General features: G+C 45.9%; 13 protein-coding genes. 7 read left to right on the forward strand and 6 right to left on the reverse strand.

Going from position 1 to position 18557, the window contains the following annotated elements; genetic code table 11:
- The 3 genes from H3T75_RS06095 to H3T75_RS06105 all read left to right on the forward strand — a co-directional run.
- The coding region (locus H3T75_RS06095; protein WP_198211290.1) for a YadA family autotransporter adhesin at nt 1–1850 on the forward strand (1850 nt) is incomplete at its 5' end.
- A 397-nt stretch (nt 1851–2247) separates the two neighbouring features.
- Nucleotides 2248–3114 (forward strand): patatin family protein, encoded by an 867-nt coding sequence (locus H3T75_RS06100; protein WP_198211291.1) that lies wholly within the window; start codon nt 2248–2250, stop codon nt 3112–3114.
- Between the two features lie 45 nt (nt 3115–3159).
- Entirely contained in the window at nt 3160–4362 is a 1203-nt protein-coding gene (locus H3T75_RS06105; protein WP_198211292.1) for an MFS transporter, read from the forward strand.
- A 17-nt stretch (nt 4363–4379) separates the two neighbouring features.
- Here the strand turns inward: H3T75_RS06105 and H3T75_RS06110 are convergent, their stop codons facing one another.
- Nucleotides 4380–5153, reverse strand: a complete 774-nt coding sequence (locus tag H3T75_RS06110; protein WP_232339932.1) for a HesA/MoeB/ThiF family protein — start codon at nt 5151–5153, stop codon at nt 4380–4382.
- Between the two features lie 100 nt (nt 5154–5253).
- Between H3T75_RS06110 and H3T75_RS06115 the strand changes: the two genes are divergently transcribed.
- On the forward strand, nt 5254–5823 hold the full coding sequence (locus tag H3T75_RS06115; protein WP_038649107.1) for an L-threonylcarbamoyladenylate synthase: 570 nt from the start codon (nt 5254–5256) through the stop codon (nt 5821–5823).
- A 107-nt stretch (nt 5824–5930) separates the two neighbouring features.
- Here H3T75_RS06115 and H3T75_RS06120 read toward each other — a convergent pair whose 3' ends face one another.
- Together H3T75_RS06120 and H3T75_RS06125 are read right to left on the reverse strand one after the other, a co-directional pair.
- Nucleotides 5931–6827 carry a polyprenyl synthetase family protein gene (locus tag H3T75_RS06120; RefSeq protein WP_232339933.1) on the reverse strand — a complete coding sequence of 299 codons (897 nt, stop codon included), beginning with the start codon at nt 6825–6827 and terminating at the stop codon, nt 5931–5933.
- Nucleotides 6811–7038 carry an exodeoxyribonuclease VII small subunit gene (locus H3T75_RS06125; RefSeq protein ID WP_025331809.1) on the reverse strand — a complete coding sequence of 76 codons (228 nt, stop codon included), beginning with the start codon at nt 7036–7038 and terminating at the stop codon, nt 6811–6813. The genes H3T75_RS06120 and H3T75_RS06125 overlap by 17 nt, the downstream gene beginning before the upstream one ends.
- A 907-nt stretch (nt 7039–7945) precedes the next feature.
- On the opposite strand from H3T75_RS06125, the gene H3T75_RS06130 reads away from it, so the two are divergent.
- Complete coding sequence (locus tag H3T75_RS06130; RefSeq protein WP_084565193.1) at nt 7946–9835, forward strand: ribonuclease catalytic domain-containing protein; 1890 nt, start codon at nt 7946–7948, stop codon at nt 9833–9835.
- Between the two features lie 280 nt (nt 9836–10115).
- Nucleotides 10116–11228: a molecular chaperone DnaJ gene (dnaJ, locus tag H3T75_RS06135; RefSeq protein ID WP_198211293.1), complete on the forward strand. Its 1113-nt coding sequence runs from the start codon at nt 10116–10118 to the stop codon at nt 11226–11228.
- A gap of 536 nt (nt 11229–11764) precedes the next feature.
- On the opposite strand, the gene H3T75_RS06140 is transcribed toward dnaJ, so the two are convergent.
- From H3T75_RS06140 to H3T75_RS06150, 3 genes are all read right to left on the reverse strand, one after another.
- The gene (locus tag H3T75_RS06140) at nt 11765–12184 is read right to left on the reverse strand and encodes an HIT family protein (protein WP_025331807.1); all 420 of its coding nucleotides are present in this window, start codon (nt 12182–12184) and stop codon (nt 11765–11767) included.
- 50 nt (nt 12185–12234) lie between these two features.
- A complete protein-coding gene (locus H3T75_RS06145; RefSeq protein WP_198211294.1) occupies nt 12235–14454 on the reverse strand; it encodes a UvrD-helicase domain-containing protein in 2220 nt (739 codons plus the stop codon).
- Between the two features lie 242 nt (nt 14455–14696).
- Nucleotides 14697–15629 carry a LysR family transcriptional regulator gene (locus tag H3T75_RS06150; protein ID WP_078475248.1) on the reverse strand — a complete coding sequence of 311 codons (933 nt, stop codon included), beginning with the start codon at nt 15627–15629 and terminating at the stop codon, nt 14697–14699.
- A 300-nt stretch (nt 15630–15929) separates the two neighbouring features.
- Between H3T75_RS06150 and metE the strand changes: the two genes are divergently transcribed.
- A complete protein-coding gene (gene metE, locus H3T75_RS06155) occupies nt 15930–18203 on the forward strand; it encodes a 5-methyltetrahydropteroyltriglutamate--homocysteine S-methyltransferase (protein ID WP_198211295.1) in 2274 nt (757 codons plus the stop codon).
- The last annotated feature ends 354 nt before the right edge of the window (nt 18204–18557 follow it).

The raw sequence follows: 18557 nt of genomic DNA on the forward strand, positions 1-18557 counted from the left end.
TGAACACAGCTAATAGCAGCATAAACAGCCTGTCAAGCGGATATGCCAGTATCAATAACCAGGTATCTTCATTAAATCAGGATGCCCTGCAATGGAATGGCGGTATAAGTGCATATGATGCCAGTCATGGAAGCGGAAGTGCACAAAGAATTACCCATGTAGCTGCCGGTAATGTATCAGCAGAATCAACCGATGCAATTAACGGAGGTCAGTTCTTTGCTCTGTCCACCTCAGCTTCAACCGGTCTGAGCAGTCTGTTAACAACTGTTTCATCAACTGTTGTCGAAAATGTTTCTCCTCACATCTCCAGTATAAGTACTTCTCTGTCCACCGGATATCGAGGTATTTCAGAAAGTGTAAGCAGCTTGTCAACCACTTCTCAATCCATACAGGAACAAGTGGATAAGCTCAAAAAAAATACGATTACATGGAATGATGAACAAGGCGGATTTGATGCAGGCCAAACCAACGGTATGACTCGTGATGTTACTCCTGTTTATCGCAAAATTGTGAATCTGGCAGATGGTGATGAAGGTGCAGATTCACATGAGGCGATAAATGGCAGCCAGTTATACAAAGTAAAATCTGAGCTGACTGCCGGTCTGAGTTCTTTGTCAACCACTACAGAATCGATATCAACATCTTTGGGTGGCACAAACTTGGGCAGTATGAGTACCAGTATCTCTAATATGAGTTCCAGTATCGCTGAGCTGAATGCGAATGCGTTATTGTGGAATGGTGCAGTTTATAATGCTGCTCGCGGAGGTATTGCACAGAAAATTACCGGTGTTCAAGGTGGTAATATAGCAGCCGGTTCTCTTGATGCAGTAAATGGTGATCAGTTGTATTCCCTGTCATCTGGTTTGACAAGCCTGTCAACAGCAGTAAGCGGTCTGCCCGCAGGCACTGGCACTATTTCTAGTGATGCACTGTCGAGTCTGTCAACTGCAATCAGTAAAAGAACAGAAAGTCAGCTTTCTAGTATAACTGCCGGTTTAGGTAAGCCAAGTGGATATGATCCAAGTACAGGTCAGATTACACCGCCTAAATATGAAACTACTACGCCGACAGGCAATATAGTAACTGCTGATAATGTGGCTGACGCTCTGCGGAATATTCAGGATTACGGCACTAAATATGCAAAGAGTAACTCAGCAAAAGCAGCCTCAATCGCTCAGGGGGTTGATTCAGTTGCAATAGGCGGTGCATCAATGGCCAGCGGCACCTCAGCAGTTGCCATCGGTGATTCTGCCAGCGCATCGTCAGCCAATGGTGTTGCTCTGGGCAGTCAGGCGAAAGTAACTCAGAGCGGAGGCGTAGCACTTGGATCCGGATCGGTGGCAAATACAGCAGCCGGTAAAGAGGGCTATATACCGGTAACGGCAACGCAGCAGCAGGCAGCAGCAATCCGGGCAACGAAGAGTACAGAAGGAGCGGTATCTGTAGGAGATGCATCGAAAGGTGTATACCGTCAGATAACCGGGGTTGCCGCGGGTACGGCTGATACTGATGCAGTCAATGTGGCTCAGCTTAAGGGTGTGAATAATCAGATTACCAACATCAATAAGTATGTAAATCAGGTAAATGATCGTGTTCAGCGGACTGAACGCCGCGCCTATTCCGGTACGGCACTGGCCATGGCTCTGTCCGGTGCTTATCTGCCTTCTCTGAATGCCGGTGAACAGGCTGTTGGTGTAGGTGTTGGTACCTATCGCGGCTATACTGCGGTAGGAGCTAATTATAAAGCCATGAGTAACAGCGGTAATATTGGCTGGGGTGCAGGTGTTTCCACTACAGGCAAAGAAGTTGGCTTTAATGCCGGTGTCGGCTTTAAGTGGGGTCGCAATTAAACTGTTTTTACTCAGTAGTCTGACTAACTTCCGGATTTATCTGAATCCGGAAGTTTTTTATGGGTTGGAAAAATGTTAAGAGATAAAAGATGGCGGATATACCGTATCTTCCCGGTTTACAGATGAATTAATTGGCGCCGATTTTATGGATAAAGTGGTTCCCAAGCGCAGAATTAATCTGAAAGTATTTAGTTGACAATGATATGGTTCAGATTGAAAAAATCATAAAATTCAGGTGTGTGTACCGGATATTGACAGGCTGATTTACACATACAGGAACCGTAGAAGATATTAATATTAAGATACTGTGCGCCGGCCGGCTTTATTGATTTACTGTAGCCGGTATTATATATTTAATAATATTAAATTATTTTTACATAAACATGGAAATGGCAATATGCATACTGGTCGGCAGCCTGCCGGAATGCAAACTGCACTGGTTGTAGAAGGCGGAGGAATGCGTGCCGCATTCAGCAGCGGTGTGACTGATGCCTTCTTACAGGCAGATTTTAACCCGTTTAGTTTACTGGTCGGAGTATCTTCCGGAGCCAGTACTATTGCCAGTTATCTGTCCAAACAGGAAGGGCGTAATCTGGCTGTACTGCTTGATCAGTCCTGCCGGCCGGAATTTATCCGCTGGTCACGCTTTATCCGTGGCGGCGACCTGATGGATATCGATTGGTTATGGCAGGTTGTGCAACAGGAAAATCCGCTGGACTGTGAACGTATGTTTGCACAGCAGCGTGATTTCAGGATTGTGTTAAGTAATGCGCTTAGCGGTGAGCCGGAATATGCTGTGGCTCAGCCCGATTCTTTTCTGGATGTACTGCGCGCTTCCAGCTCAATTCCGTTTATGATCCGTAAGCCGGTAGCAATCGGTAGTGAATTTTATTTTGACGGCGGAGTAGCTGATGCTCTGCCGGTACAGTGGGCTCTGTCCCGGCCAAATATTAATCGAGTCGTGGTAATCCGTACCCGGGCACAAAATTATGTAAAAAAAGGTACCCTGAGTGATAGTCTTCTGGCAAAGTTTCTGCCTGCCGGCGGGTTTGCTCAGGCATTACGGCAGCGGGTAAAGCATTATAATGCTACTCTGGCATGGATGCAGCAGCCTGAGAACTGCCGGTATATTATTGAAATCCACCCTCCGGATGATGGCAAAATGGCCGGACGTCTGTGCCGGGATGCCGGCCGTTTGCGTTACAGTTATGCAGCCGGACTGGAGTGCGGTCGTGCGCTATTGCAGCAATGGCCGGTAAATTGAATGGTTTTTTCTACCCTAAGGGTAAACGGGTAATTTGGTGAAGTAATGAAAACGGATTCGACTGTATCGAAAACACAGCACCGGCTTAGTCTTTTTGTCGCTATTCTGGCTCTGGCTTTTGTTTTGCGCGGCCCTCTGACAGGTGTGGGGCCTTTATTACAGAATATTCAGGCACAGCTGCAGATAAGCAGTACGCTGGCAGGCATGCTGACTACGGTACCATTGCTGACATTTGGTCTGTTTTCGATTTTTATTCCCAGGCTTGCAGCACGTCTGGGCTCGGAGCAGATGGTCTTTTTTGCATTATGGATTTTAACGCTGGGGCTGGTGCTGCGCTGTGGTTCCGGGTTGTTTCTGTTACTGGCCGGTACGGCTTTGCTCAGCTGTGCCATTGCAGTTGGCAATGTGCTGATTCCCAGTATGGTAAAGCAGTATTTTCCGTTTAAAATGGGGCTGGTTACCGCATTATATGCACTGGTGATGAATATGGGCGGTGCGGCCGGTTCTGCTTTAAGTGCCCCACTTGCTCACAGTAATCTATGGGGCTGGCGCGGTGCTCTGGTAATCTGGGTTCTGCCGGCGCTGGTAGCCATGGTTATCTGGTGGCTGCCTTTTAAAGCAGCCAATGCTGTGCCCAAGGCGGCTGTACGTGCGCGTCAGGTAAAAACACATCTGTGGCGCAATCCGCTGGCCTGGCAGGTAACGCTGTTTATGGGTTTTCAGTCATTCCTGTTTTATTCTACAGTCAGCTGGTTGCCGCAGATTGTAGCCAAGGCCGGAGTATCCGCAACGGAAGCCGGTGGCTGGCTCGGACTGATGCAGCTGGTGATGATACCAACCAATTTGCTGATACCGATTTATGCAGCCAGATTAAAGCAGCAGCACTGGATAGGGTCGATGTGCGGCGTGGCTTTAATCTTGTCGGTATTATTGCTGATGTCGCCATGGCGCAGCTGTTATTTTCCGGCAGTATTGCTGCTGGGACTGGGCATCAGCGGGGCTTTCTGTCTGAGTATGATGTTTTTCAGCTTGCGCAGCGACAGTGTTACTGAGGGGGTACTGTTATCCGGAATGGCACAAACCTGTGGCTATCTGTTTGCAGCTGTGGGTCCAGTCCTGATGGGCGCTCTGCATGACATGATGCATTCCTGGTTTCCGGCATTGTGTCTGATGTTTATTGCCGCGGTCGTTATTACAGTGTCTGGCTGGAATGCCGGTAAAGATCGCAAGTTATCTGATTTTGATTAATAAAAATATCCACAGTTTTATCCACAAATTTCTGTGGATAAAACTGCCTGCCCGCATACCGGACAATCCGGATTGGCTGCCAGCTGCAGGCGCTGCCATTGAAAAGAACAGGCGTCAAAACAGTGTAGCCAGCAGCCGTCAGGGTGAATACCGGCAATTATCTGCAATGCTTCACTGGCCTGTGCCGCGCCCATAATACCGAGTAAAGGCGCAAAAACTCCGTTTTTGGCACAACTGGCTCCTTCATCATTCATTTCTCCTTCAAACAGGCACTGATAGCAGGGACCGCGACCATCACGAAAATCATATACTGCCAGCTGCCCGGCAAATACCAGTGCAGAGGCTGAAACCAGTGGTTTGCGTGCATTAAAACAGGCCTGATTAATCAGCCGGCGGCTGGCAAAATTGTCGGTACAATCCAGAATGATATCGGTATGCTGAACCAGTTGCTCTAACAGGCTGGCATCTGCTCTGGCTACAATGGGTTGTAATTTGGTCTGCGGATATTGTGTCTGTAGCTGCCGGCACAATATCGCGGCTTTTGCCTGACCGATATCTTGATCATTAAACCAGAACTGGCGTTGCAGATTACTGATTTCGATAGTGTCGTTATCCACAACGGTAATATGCCCTATTCCGCTGGAAGCCAGATAAGTCAGAGCCGGATGTGCCAGGCCGCCGGCACCGATTACCAGAGCACGGGCAGCAAGAATTGCTTCCTGTCCGGCAATATCCAGCTTATCCAGTAATATATGACGGCTGTAACGCAATAGTTGTTCATCAGTAATCATGATTGTCTCTGGTGGTTGGGTGGCTGTGACCGGTATGGGTGTAGTCTGGTTTATTCTGCCCTGCTATTATAATAGTTTAGTCTAGTTTCTCAGAATATTTATGCGCCATCCTGCCCGTCCGTCCGGCCGGTTTTTATATCGTCTGCGCAGCCATCTGCATCGTGGCGGTTTGATTGCTTATCCTACAGAAGGCAGTTATGGGCTAGGCTGTCTGCCTGATTGTGTGCCGGCGGTGCGTAAAGTCATTGCATTGAAAAAGCGACCGCAACATAAAGGGCTAATTGTTATTGCTGCTGATTTCACTCAATTACAGCCTTTGCTCGCACCTTTGTCCGCAACCGATATAGCGGCTGTCAGCCGGCAGTGGCCGGCACCCAGAACTTTACTGTTACCGGTACGCAAACAGGTTTCATCTGTGTTACGCGGGCGAGGTCGGCAAACTCTGGCAGTACGGGTTCCGGACCTGGCAACTGCCCGGTTTTTATGCAGAGCAGCAGGTACAGCGCTGGTATCTACTTCTTGTAACCGGGCAGGAAAAAAAGCTTGTTGTACAGAGCGTGAAGTCAGACGCCAGTTTGGAAAACAGGTGATGATTCTGGGCGGGCGCACCGGCGGAAGAAAGCAGCCCAGCCAGATTATTGACTGGGCTTCCGGTAAGCGGCTGCGTTAGTTATTTTATGAATAAGCTGATCTGTAAATAAGTTATATCTGTCATTAACTGAATTACTGCGCAGACAATGTTTATATATTTGTAGTTTGCTGTTGCTTAGCACATTTTTAATGATTGCGGGCAACGACAAATTGCGCCAGTGCGCGAAGATGAGATGCACGCTGGTCAAAATCGCTTAAAGCATCAATAGCCTGTTGTACCAGATTTTCTGCATACTGGCGTGCTGTAGTCAGCCCCATCAGACTAACGTAGGTAGGTTTATTAGTCTGGGCATCTTTTCCGGCGGTTTTACCCAGTGTGCTGCTATCCTGCTCGTAATCCAGTACATCATCAATAACCTGAAAAGCCAGACCCAGATGAGCGGCATAATGGTCGAGTGCGATTAATGCCTGCTGGCTGATATCCTGACAGCAAAGTCCGCCCAGTGTAACTGCTGCTCTGATCAGCGCACCTGTCTTCAACTGGTGCATGTGTTCCAGCTCGGCCTGATTCAGACCTACCCCTACGCAGGCTAAATCGATAGCCTGTCCGCCGGCCATGCCATGACAGCCGGCAGCCTGTGCCAGAGTCTGTATCATTTGCAGCTGACGCGCAGCGTCCAGACCAGTTGGCCGGCTCAGCAGGCTGAATGCCATACTTTGCAGGGCATCACCAACCAGTAAGGCTGTTGCCGGTGTATATTGTATGTGACAGGCAGGTTTTCCGTGTCGCAGACTGTCGTTATCCATCTCCGGCATATCGTCGTGCACAAGCGAATAGATATGTATGCATTCGATTGCAGCCAGAGCATAATCTGCGGCTTCTGTAACCGCATTACCCAGCTCCGCCGCCGCCAGAACCAGCATCGGCCGCAACCGTTTACCGCCATCCAGCGCCGCATAGCGCATGGCTTCAATCAGTGGTGCGGGAAGTTGTCCGGCTGGGGGAAGTAATCGGGTTAATGTCTCTTCTGTATGTGTCTGTACTTGTTTTTGCCAGTCGGCAAAATTACTCCCCTGTTTCAAGCTTCAGCTCCTTTAATTCACCATTATCCAGTACCTGTAGTTTTTGTTCTACCTCAGCCAGCTTCTGCTGGCAGTATTGCACCAGTTCCTGACCATATTCATATGCAGCCAGTGATTCTTCCAGCGGAAGATCATTGTTTTGCATGGATTCAGTTATTTTTTCCAGTTGCTGGATAGCTTCTTCATAGCTTTTGGGGGTTATTTTCTTCATATTATAGGTCTTTACATGAATTTATGGCTATTGTAACACTCGCACTATGGCTATTGCTGCGGATATCTGTATCATACAATTAGTCAGAATTAGCTGATAACCGGATGAAGTATATTTCAGTTTGTGTTATTAAAAGTAATGTGCTTATATAATCAGTAATAATATTTTTATATGCAACAGAATTTATTCATGTAATGAATAATAATACAGATATTTTATTCAGATAAGGGCAAATTTAAATCAATATCTGCCTCTCTAAATATAAAAATTGTTTTTTAACCGTAAGAATAAAAAGTTATTTGTAAAGATTAATATATTTATATATTAATTATATAAATTGTTATCTGATGCTGATGTTTGAAATAGCAGGCGGAAAACAGTTTTATGTAAAAAAAATCAAATAAATTTTGATTTTTTGTATTATTTTTTTAGCATATGTTTTAATTTTCGGTAATACTTACTATTGTTGCCGGTTGTACGGTGTATAACTTTTTATATATCGAAATATTTTCAGCATAATATGCGTTTGGAATTTTTTAAAATTAGTTCATTATTATGGATTTTATTTGTCAGCAGGTGTTTTTTTGCTGTTTATTTATCTGGTTTTAAAGCATAATGTTGTTTAAAGCATAATTATATTGTGCTAACTTTAAGTAATTGTTTTAATGGAAAATTAAAACATAGAATTATTTAATTTGTATGATTTGACAATCGGATATATGCAAAACAGGGAAGCCTGAGGAGGAATAATGGTGAACTATTTATACAGATACGGTTGTCTGGAACAGAGTAGCAGAGCAGGCATAGAAGCGAAGATTGAGTACTGTCGTTTATAATCGAATAAATAGTGGTTTCTGAATCTGTTTTACAGATTACTTGAGTAGTTTCTTTGTTTTAAGTAGGCGTTATGGGTAAACAAATTTTTTATGAGGAGTCAGGTCAGTTTAAAGTAGCGGAAATAGTTCAGGAAAATGATGCTACTTTTCTGGTTAATACACAACATGGTAAGCGGGCAAAAATCAAGGCCAGCCACGTTTTTCTGGTGTTTGATGGTGATGCTGCGCAATTTTTACAACAGGCTGCTGAAGCAGCTGCCGGTATTGATATCAGTCTGCTCTGGGAAGCGGTAGGCAATGAAAATGAATTTACCGCAGCCAGTGCAGCCAGTGAATATTTTGGCGATAGCAGCGGGAATATTGAGCTGGCAGCCACACTGATGGCTCTGTATGCAGCGCCTATGTATTTTTACAAAAAAAATAAAGGTGTATTCAAAGCTGCGCCGGCAGAAACATTACAGCAGGCGCTGGCAGCCATTGAACGGCGCAAACAGCAGGAAGAACAAGTCAATGGCTGGATACAGGAATTGCTGGCCGGTCGCCTGCCGGATGAGATTGCTGCTGAAGCCAAAATGATTCTGCATGCACCTGATAAACAAAGTCTGAAATACAAAGCAGTGGTCAAAGCTGCTGATCAGAAAAAAACCTCACTGTTTGCCCTGCTCCAGAGTGTTGGTGCAGTACCGCCTTTGCCTGAATATTTTCTGGATGGTTTTTTACTTACTCAGTTTCCCAAAGGTGCGGATTGTGGTCATTATCCTGTACCGGTTATGCACAATCTGCCAGATGCCGATACCTCAGTACGCGCATTTTCCATTGATGACATTGAAACCAGTGAGGTAGATGATGCATTCAGTGTGCGTGACCTGCCCAATGGCAACAAACTGGTCGGAATTCATATAGCTGCCCCGGCTCTGGCAATAGATGCTGAGTCTTTGCTGGAAAAGCTGATATTTGAACGTTTAAGTACTGTGTATTATCCCGGCAGTAAAATTACCATGCTGCCGGATAACTGGATAGCTGCTTTCAGTCTGGATGAAGGAGCAGCACGACCGGCAGTCAGTCTGTATGCAGAAATCAATCCGCAGTTTGAGGTGATACGTTATGAATCACGAATTGAATCGGTGTATATAGACTGTAATTTACGTATTGAAAATATTGAGCAGGCATTTCAGCCTTTGCAGCCGCGCAGTGATACTGAAGCTTTTGCACATCAGCATGAAATGAACTGGTTATATGATTTTGCTGTGGCCAGAATGCAGGCGCGGGGTAAATATGATCCGGAACGTTTACCACAGTACGATTATGGAATTAAGCTTGGGGCGGATAATACTGTACATATCAGCGTGCGTGAACGCGGAGCACCAATTGATACGCTGGTCAGTGAGCTGATGATTTTTGCCAACAGCACCTGGGCGCAGATGCTGGACGAGGCTGAAATGGCTGGATTATTCCGTGTACAGCCTACCGGCAGAGTGCGGATGAGTACTCAGTCTGAGCCGCATATTGGTCTGGGGCTGAAACATTATGCCTGGTTTACTTCACCACTGCGCCGTGCTACTGATTATATTAACCAGAAGCAGCTGATCAGTTTACTGGATCCGGACGCAGAGCCACGTTTTGAACCGCAGGATGCCATGCTGTTTGCGGTATTGCGTGATTTTGAGTCGGCTTATGCAGCCTACAATGATTTTCAGCGCCATATGGAAGCATACTGGAGTCTGATATATATTCAGCAGGAACAGTTGCAGGAGCTGACCGCTCAGTTAATACGTGATGATTTAGTGCGTATTGAAGGCCTGCCACTGGTAAGCCGTGTCAACGGTGTACCGGTTGATGCCATGCCAAAATGCCGGATGAAGGTATCGATAACCGGAATCGATCCGATACAGGTAAGTGTCGGACTAAACTATATTAATGTTTTGCTGCCGGCAGATAATGTCAGCCAAATATCCGGCTGAATGATTTAAAATGCTTTGAAGATTACCTGATGGATGGTGCACGATTAGATTGGCTACTTTGCTGACAGTATAAATATACGGGTGTGACCGTTGATTCTTTGTCTGCCTGATTGTTTTCAGGCCGTATATTGTGCTTCGGTCAGAAATAACTTTTACTTAAAACCTTGTTTTTATACATGCAGCCCATATATGGGTTGCATTTCTATTATCTATCCGGTTTTGCTGTTCAGGCATCCTGCTGTTTAAGAGCAGGTTGCCTGCAAACCTTTGGAATAAAATTATGACTGAAGTAGATTTTTATGAAGTACTGGGTATAAGCCGTACTGCAGGGGATGAGGAAATCAAAAAAGCTTATCGTAAGCTGGCCATGAAATACCATCCTGACCGTAATCAGGGCGATAAAAACGCCGAAGAAAAATTTAAAGAAGTACAGCGTGCTTATGAAGTATTGTCTGATTCTCAAAAACGTGCTGCTTATGACCAGTTTGGACATGCCGGTGTAGACGGCAATATGGGTGCCGGAGCCGGTGGTTTTTCCGGTGGTTTTGATTTTGGTGATATTTTCAGCCAGATGTTTGGCGGCGGAGCCGGCGGACGGTCGCAGCAGAATAGTCAGGGCGCTGATTTACAATATAATGTTGAAATCAGTCTGGAAGAGGCTGCGCGCGGTATTAAGAAAAAAATCACTATTCCTACTCATGAAGAATGTGATGTCTGTCACGGCAGTGGTGCTAAAGTCGGGACTTCAGCCACTACCTGCAGTATGTGTGGTGGCAGTGGTGTCGTTCAGGTACGGCAGGCCATTTTTCAGTTACAGCAGACCTGCCCGACCTGTCACGGCAGTGGTAAACAGATTAAGGATCCGTGTGTTAAATGTCATGGCGACGGACTGGTAAAAACCCGCAAGACTGTTGAGGTTTCTATTCCGGCCGGTATTGATGACGGACAGCGTATCCGCCTGAGCGGCGAAGGTGAACCCGGTAAGCATGGTGCGCCTGCCGGTGATTTATATGTAATGGTGAACGTGCGTCCGCATCCAGTCTTTGAGCGTGACGGCATGGATCTGCACTGTGAATTGCCTATCAGTTTTACGATAGCAGCGCTTGGCGGGGAGGTTGAGGTGCCTACGCTGGATGGTAAAGTCAAACTGAATATTCCGAAAGAAACACAAACCGGTCGTCGCATGCGGGTACGTGGTAAAGGAATTAAATCAGTACGTTCGGCTGCTGTGGGTGATTTATATTGTCATATCGTGGTAGAGACACCGGTAAATCTGACCGATCGTCAGCGTGAATTACTGGAAGAGTTTGAAAAAATCTCTACCGGTATGGACCGGGCTCAGACGCCGCGGCAAAAATCATTCATGGACAAACTGCGCGATTTATTTGAATAAAATACGAAAGTACCACAGTTCAGAAGTGTTTATTCCGGATGTATGAATAATTAATACTGGTTATACTGTGTAAAAGCCCGCAGAGCATAATTTTTCTGCGGGCTTTTGTTATCAGAGGAAAAGATACAGGCCGGATAAGGCCTGCTTCTGCTGAAACCGGCAGAAAAAAATGATTTGTCGCATTTCCTGTTGATGAAAAGCGTAAGCAGGCGTTTTAGTGAATTAAGTTCCGCTAAATATGCAGGATATGGCTAGTCTGTAATCACAAAGGCGTTTAAGCTGAAACTGACTGAACAATTTAATCTGTATTGACCAGAAAATAAATTATCGCTCCGTTTACCGAAAGGTGCAGGAGCGACAGGGAGATTTGGTACAACAACTGAATGATTGTGGACAAATTTGTAGTATTTAACTGGATAAAAATCAGTCTTTATGCTTAATTCCTTATAAAACAAGGGTTATAGCATAATAAATACTATTTATTTTACTGATTATCTGTGGATAATTCTGTGGATAATTATTGAATCAAAAAATGGTCAGGCCAGTTCTGCACGTAATTGTGCAGCCAGTTGCGCCAGTTCTGCCTGATCAGCAGCCACACTTTCATGTTTACCCAGTTCATGGATATGTCCGGGAATCAGATGAATGTGATAATGAAATACAGACTGACCAGCCTGTTCGCCGGACAACTGTAATTGCACAACGCCATTACGATGTAACACTTTACGTTGCGCATTAATAATCTTTTTGGCTGCACTGAATACGGCAGCAAGGTAATCTTGCGGCATGTCAGTTAACTCTATTGCTTCACATTTAGGAATCACCAGTACATGGCCGCGTGCCTGTGGCATCACATCCATAAAAGCCAGTGTCTGCTCATCCTCATAAACTTTATGGCAAGGAATTTCACCACGGATAATTCGGGCAAAGATATTGTTACTGTCGTATTGTTGCATGACTGTCTCCTCTCAGGCTTTTGCTTACCAGCCGTTACCTGAGCAATTGTTTAAGAAATAATACTTAGCTTGCTTTTGGCAAATACGGTATCCAGCTCTTTAATCCCCTGTTTACCGAAATTGATGGTCAGGCGTGCCCCTTCAGCTTTCCGGGTAGCATCTATGATGACACCTGTGCCGAAACGTTCATGATAAACATTCTGTCCTAGCTGAAAGCCGTCAAAATCCGTGCTCTCCTGTGTTTCTGCCAGTTTGCTGCGGCTGTGAAACGGATTGGTTCTCTGCGTGGACTGTTGCCGGGCTATCAGAGAGTTTCTGTGAGCAGACAGATATTGCAATACCTCTTCCGGTATTTCATCCACAAAGCGTGATGGCAGGGCAAAATGCGTTTGTCCGTGTAACAGGCGTTGTTCTGCCATTGTTAAATACAGGCGTTTTCGTGCTCTGGTGATGGCTACATACATCAGGCGCCGCTCTTCTTCCAGCCCGTCGCGTTCGGCCATGCTGTATTCACTGGGGAATAAACCTTCTTCCAGCCCTGTCAGAAATACACCATCAAATTCCAACCCCTTGGCTGCATGCACAGTCATTAACTGCAAGGCATCTTCACCCTGACCGGCCTGATGCTCTCCTGCTTCCAGCGAGGCTGTACTTAAAAAAGACAGTACCGGAAATAAAGGATCGTTTTCATCATACTCAGGTTCCATATCAAAACCGGATTCCTGCGGTTTAAATGCCACTGCCGCATTCAGTAATTCTTCCAGGTTGTTGATGCGTTCCTGCTGTTCACCTTTCTGGGTACGGTAGTGTTCCATCAGACCGCTATCATAGATGGCAGCAGCCATCAGTTCCTGCAGAGAAACTTGCGCAGCCTGTTGCTGTAAATTTTCAATCAGGCGGATAAAAGCAGCAATTTTACTGTTTTTCGCTGACAGACTGATGGCCGCCTGCCATAACGAAGTATGAGCTTCATTGGCTGCTGCCTGAATGTTTTCAACACTCCGCGCGCCGATGCCGCGTGCCGGCACATTGATTACCCGTAATAATGCATTATCATCATTGGGGTTAACCGCCAGACGCAGGTAAGCCAGTGCATGTTTGATTTCCTGACGTTCATAAAAGCGCAGGCCGCCATAAATTTTGTAAGGTATACCGGCGCGGAACAGAGCCTGTTCCAGAACCCGCGACTGGGCATTACTGCGATACAGTACAGCCATCTGCATATAATTCAGCCCTTCGCGGTGTAAAGCCTTCACTTCATCAACCACAAACTGCGCTTCTTCAAGATCATTAATTGCCTGAAGTACACGGATTTTTTCGCCATCGCCGGCCTGAGTGTGCAGATTTTTACCCAGACGGCTGGCGTTGTGTGCAATCACCGCGTTGGCTGCTGTCAGAATATTGCCTACCGAACGGTAATTTTGTTCCAGCCGGATGGGTTCGCCAACATGAAATTCATTCAGAAAGCGGGTCATGTTGGCTACTTCGGCACCGCGAAAGCGATAAATACTCTGGTCGTCGTCTCCCACGGCGAAAACCGCTGCATGCTCTCCGGCCAGTAATTTTAGCCATGCATACTGTAATTTATTTGTATCCTGAAATTCATCAATCAGCACATGATTAAAACGGTTCTGGTAATGATTGCGCAATATTTCATTACTCTGCAGAATTTCATAACTGCGTAACATTAATTCCGCGAAATCCACTACCCCTTCATTCCGGCACAAACTGTCATAGGCGGCATAACATTCAATCATTTGCCGTTCATGCGGGTCGCGGGCCGATAAACGCGAAGCACGCAATCCGTTTTCTTTTTGTGCATTGATGAATCCTTGCAGACTGCGCGGTGAGATAATTTCTTCAGCAATATTCAGTTGTTTTAGCAAGCGCTTGACTATAGAAAGCTGATCACCCATATCCAGAATCTGAAATGTTTTGGGCAGTGATGCTTCCTGATGGTGCAGTCGTAAAAACCGATGGCACAGCCCGTGAAATGTCCCTAGCCACATCGCCCGTACCGAAACCGGTAATAGCGTGCTCAGGCGCAATTGCATTTCTTTAGCCGCCTTATTGGTAAAGGTAACGGCCAGAATGCTGTGTACACTGGCCTGACCAGTCTGCAATAACCAGGCAATACGTGTGGTTAGTACTCTGGTTTTACCACTTCCTGCACCCGCCAGTACCAGTGCCGGTTGCGCAGGCCAGGTAACGGCGGCTAATTGTTCACTATTAAGACCGGTCAGCAGACCGGCAGAAGATAAAATTTCCATAGTGCTTATTGTAGCTGATTAAGCCTGAAAAATCGCTTTGAAAAATATGCTTATGGATTATTTTATGGTATTTATGCAGCACAAGAAGATTTATCTGACATCTGCACAAACTGAGCTTAAGCAGGACAATGGATGTTGCGTAAAATTCTGGCTGACAATACCAAAAAAGAGCAGAGCAAAAAATCAGCGCTTTGCCGAATATCTGCCCTGCTCCTTTAATAAATCAGATTGCCGGTTGCAGACTAGTCCGGCGTGCTGAGCGGGCTGAGTCCGGGTAAGTCGGCAAAGCTGCGTTCGCGCACAATCTGGCAGAAATTATCCAGATAGCTTTTATTACTGTCTGTTTCGCGCATGGCGGCATACAATTCACTTTGCAACGGTACATCGCCAATCTGCCGTGCTACTACATAGCCTTTTTCCAGATACGGCATAACAGTCCAGTAAGGCAAAGCAGCAATGCCGCGCCGGCTGGAAACCAGTTGAATAATGGCTATCGTCAGTTCACTGTTACGCCGTGCCGGCTGTACCCCGGCCGGTTTTAAAACCTTACGCAGTAAATCCAGCATATCATCCGGTACCGGATAGGTGATCAGTGTTTCATTCTCAAAATCCTGAGCCTGCCATACACTTTTAGCCGCCAGCGGGTGATCCTTCGCGCAAATGCCGACCATTTCATAGGCAAACAGTGGCTGAAAAATAATCCCCGGCTGCGGAGCATATTCGGATACGATTGCCAGATCTGCACGGTGAGTCAGCAATAACCCAACCGGATCGGCCTGAAAGCCGGAAACAATATCCAGCTCTACTTTAGGCCACAGCGCCCGGAAAGCATCCATGGCCGGCATCAGCCAGTCAAAGCAGGTATGGCACTCTACCGCTACCCTCAGCTCCCCTGCCTCACCTTCAATTATCTGCGCCATATCCAGCTCTGCTACTGTAACCAGCGGCGTGATTTCTCGTGCCAGCTGTAGCAGCCGCACACCTACCGGAGTAAAGTGAATCGGGTTGGATTTACGTTCAAACAGGGGGGTACCATAAAACTGTTCCAGAACACGAATCTGGTGTGAAAGTGCAGACTGGGTCAGAAAAACCCTTTTTGCCGCCATCGATACGCTGCCGGTTTCTTCCAGAGCCAGCAAAGTGCGCAGATGGCGCAGTTCAATAATCGACTCCATGTTTTCCGCCTTTGATGAGTATTTTTAACTACAAATTCAAGTTAAAAAATTCATAAACAGCCAGACTGCTTATAAATATCATTTATATGAATAGAACAATAATTACCTTACTGATAGCCAGTTATCTATTTACAAACTTAACACCTGTATACCATATCATACTCTTGGATTACACTAGTCTGAAATATAGTATTAAAAAAATTCATACAGAACTGCAAAATTTATCGCTTGTCGTAATGTCATAACTCACGCACACTGGCCGTTATTGAAATCCATCATTCGTAATAGGGAGAAACAAATATGAATACATTCCATCTGTCTGGTTATCCGCGTGTTGGTGCTAAGCGTGAATTAAAATTTGCCGTTGAAGCATTCTGGAAAGGCGCAAAAAGCGAAGCCGAGCTGCGCCAGACAGCGGCAGATATCCGCCAGAAAAACTGGGCAACCCAGATTGCCGCTGGTGCCGATCTGCTGCCGGTAGGTGATTTTTCATATTACGACCACGTACTGGATACGCTGTGTGCACTGGGCGCCATTCCGGCACGTTTTGGTTTTGACGCAGATAAACTGACCCTGTCTCAGTATTTTGAACTGGCACGCGGTAATGCCAGTCAGGTAGCCATGGAAATGACCAAATGGTTTGATACCAACTACCACTATATCGTACCTGAATGGCATCAGAACACCAGTTTCAAGGCCAATGCAGCCAGTCTGATTGCCCAGATAGAAGAAGCCAAAGCCACCGGACATGATATTAAACCTACACTGGTGGGTCCGCTTACTCTGTTGTGGCTGGGTAAAGAAAAAGATGCCGGTCATAATCGTCTGGAATTATTGCCGCGTCTGCTGCCTGAATATCAGAAACTATTACGTGAACTGGCCAATGCCGGTGTTGACTGGATTCAGATTGACGAACCGATTCTTGCCGTAGATATTGCCCGTGAGTGGCTGGATGCCTTTGCTCCCACTTATCAGGAGCTGGCGATTACCGGTACCCGTATTATTATCGGCACCTATTTTGGCAGCGTTGCCGAACATATTAATCTGCTCAAAAACCTGCCGGTTAACGGCGTACATATTGATTGTGTGCGGGCACCTGAGCAACTGGCTGAATTTGCCAATGCATGGCCGGAAAATAAAGTATTGTCAGTTGGTCTGATCGACGGACGTAACGTATGGCGCGCCAATCTGCGTGAAGTGATAGAACTGCTGGCGCCGGTAGCTACTCAGCTGGGTAATAATTTATGGATTGCGCCGAGCTGTTCACTGTTGCACAGTCCGCAGGATTTAAGTGTAGAGGAGAAACTTAACCCTGAAATCAGAAACTGGCTTGCCTTTGCTGCGCAGAAACTGCAGGAACTGGGGATCATCAAACAGGCACTGGCACACGGTAAAGATTCCGTACAGGAAGCTCTTGCCGCTTCTGATGCTGCGGCTGCCGGACGCAAAACCAGTAAACTGATTCATAATGATAAGGTTGCACAGCGCGTAGCCAGCCTGCGCGAACATGCCGACCAGCGCCATAGCCCGTTTGCACAACGGATTGAAAAACAACAGCAATGGATGAATCTGCCTTTGCTGCCAACCACCACTATCGGTTCATTTCCGCAAACACAGGAAATTCGTCAGGCACGCGCCGCCTTTAAAAAGGGTGAACTGAGCGCTGCCGATTACGAAGCGGCCATGAAAAAAGACATTGCCTACTGTGTTGAGCAGCAGGAACAGCTGGATATCGATGTACTGGTACATGGTGAAGCTGAGCGCAATGATATGGTTGAATACTTTGGTGAACAGCTGGATGGTTACTGCTTTACTCAGTATGGCTGGGTACAGAGCTATGGTTCCCGCTGTGTTAAACCACCGATTATTTTTGGTGATGTGGCACGCCCGAAAGCCATGACTGTTGCCTGGTCTTCTTATGCACAATCTCTGACCAAACGCCCGATGAAAGGTATGCTTACCGGACCGGTAACCATGATGAAATGGAGTTTTGTACGCAACGATGTACCATTAAGTCTGGTGTGCAAACAGATTGCGCTGGCACTGAACGACGAAGTACTGGATCTGGAAAAAGCCGGTATTCGCGTTATTCAGATTGATGAACCGGCCATCCGTGAAGCCTTGCCGCTGAAACGTGCGCAATGGGATGAATATCTGGCCTGGGCATGTGAATCATTCCGCCTCACTTCCACTGATGCGGATGACAGCACTCAGATTCATACACATATGTGCTATTCTGAATTTAATGATATTCTGCCGGCTATTGCCAGCATGGATGCTGATGTAATTACCATTGAAACTTCCCGTTCTGATATGGAATTACTGGATGCTTTTGTTAAATTCAGCTATCCGAATGATATCGGCCCCGGTGTATATGATATCCACAGCCCGCGTGTGCCTACTGAAGCCGAAGTCGAACATCTGTTGCGTAAAGCACTGAAAGTCATTGATCAGCGTCGGTTGTGGGTAAATCCGGACTGTGGTCTGAAAACACGCGGATGGCCGGAAACCAAAGCAGCGCTGGAAGTTATGGTTAATGTAACCAAAAAACTGCGTGCAGAATTAACTGCATAATTCAGATTTAGCTTGTCACACCGCCCCGGTTTGCCGGGGCGGTTTTGTATGCCTGATTTTCAGAATATACCAATAATATTAAGTTAATTTTACTTTTAATCAAACAAGATAATCAGTTATCTATATGTTCTTATAAATTGAAATATATCTGAGTGAGTGCTCAGTTTATCATATGAATATATTTATATAATTATTTATATGGCATTAAATATTACTGATATCCGATAAAATATTTATCCAATATCAGACAAACCTATTCATTATTATTTACAATGGGTAAAAAAATTTAATCTAACTCAATTAATATAAAATAATAATAGTTTACTATTGTTGTAAATTTTATTTATTAATAAA

The organism is Snodgrassella sp. W8135 (assembly GCF_016101225.1).
GTDB classification, from domain to species: domain Bacteria; phylum Pseudomonadota; class Gammaproteobacteria; order Burkholderiales; family Neisseriaceae; genus Snodgrassella; species Snodgrassella alvi.

What these genes read in the sequence shown, in the direction of transcription:
- H3T75_RS06100 (WP_198211291.1), top strand. Translation starts at nt 2,248, where the DNA reads ATGCATACTGGTCGGCAGCCTGCCGGAATGCAAACTGCACTGGTTGTA.
- H3T75_RS06105 (WP_198211292.1), top strand. Translation starts at nt 3,160, where the DNA reads ATGAAAACGGATTCGACTGTATCGAAAACACAGCACCGGCTTAGTCTT.
- H3T75_RS06110 (WP_232339932.1), bottom strand. Translation starts at nt 5,153, where the DNA reads ATGATTACTGATGAACAACTATTGCGTTACAGCCGTCATATATTACTG.
- H3T75_RS06115 (WP_038649107.1), top strand. Translation starts at nt 5,254, where the DNA reads ATGCGCCATCCTGCCCGTCCGTCCGGCCGGTTTTTATATCGTCTGCGC.
- H3T75_RS06125 (WP_025331809.1), bottom strand. Translation starts at nt 7,038, where the DNA reads ATGAAGAAAATAACCCCCAAAAGCTATGAAGAAGCTATCCAGCAACTG.
- H3T75_RS06130 (WP_084565193.1), top strand. Translation starts at nt 7,946, where the DNA reads ATGGGTAAACAAATTTTTTATGAGGAGTCAGGTCAGTTTAAAGTAGCG.
- dnaJ (WP_198211293.1), top strand. Translation starts at nt 10,116, where the DNA reads ATGACTGAAGTAGATTTTTATGAAGTACTGGGTATAAGCCGTACTGCA.
- H3T75_RS06140 (WP_025331807.1), bottom strand. Translation starts at nt 12,184, where the DNA reads ATGCAACAATACGACAGTAACAATATCTTTGCCCGAATTATCCGTGGT.
- H3T75_RS06145 (WP_198211294.1), bottom strand. Translation starts at nt 14,454, where the DNA reads ATGGAAATTTTATCTTCTGCCGGTCTGCTGACCGGTCTTAATAGTGAA.
- H3T75_RS06150 (WP_078475248.1), bottom strand. Translation starts at nt 15,629, where the DNA reads ATGGAGTCGATTATTGAACTGCGCCATCTGCGCACTTTGCTGGCTCTG.
- metE (WP_198211295.1), top strand. Translation starts at nt 15,930, where the DNA reads ATGAATACATTCCATCTGTCTGGTTATCCGCGTGTTGGTGCTAAGCGT.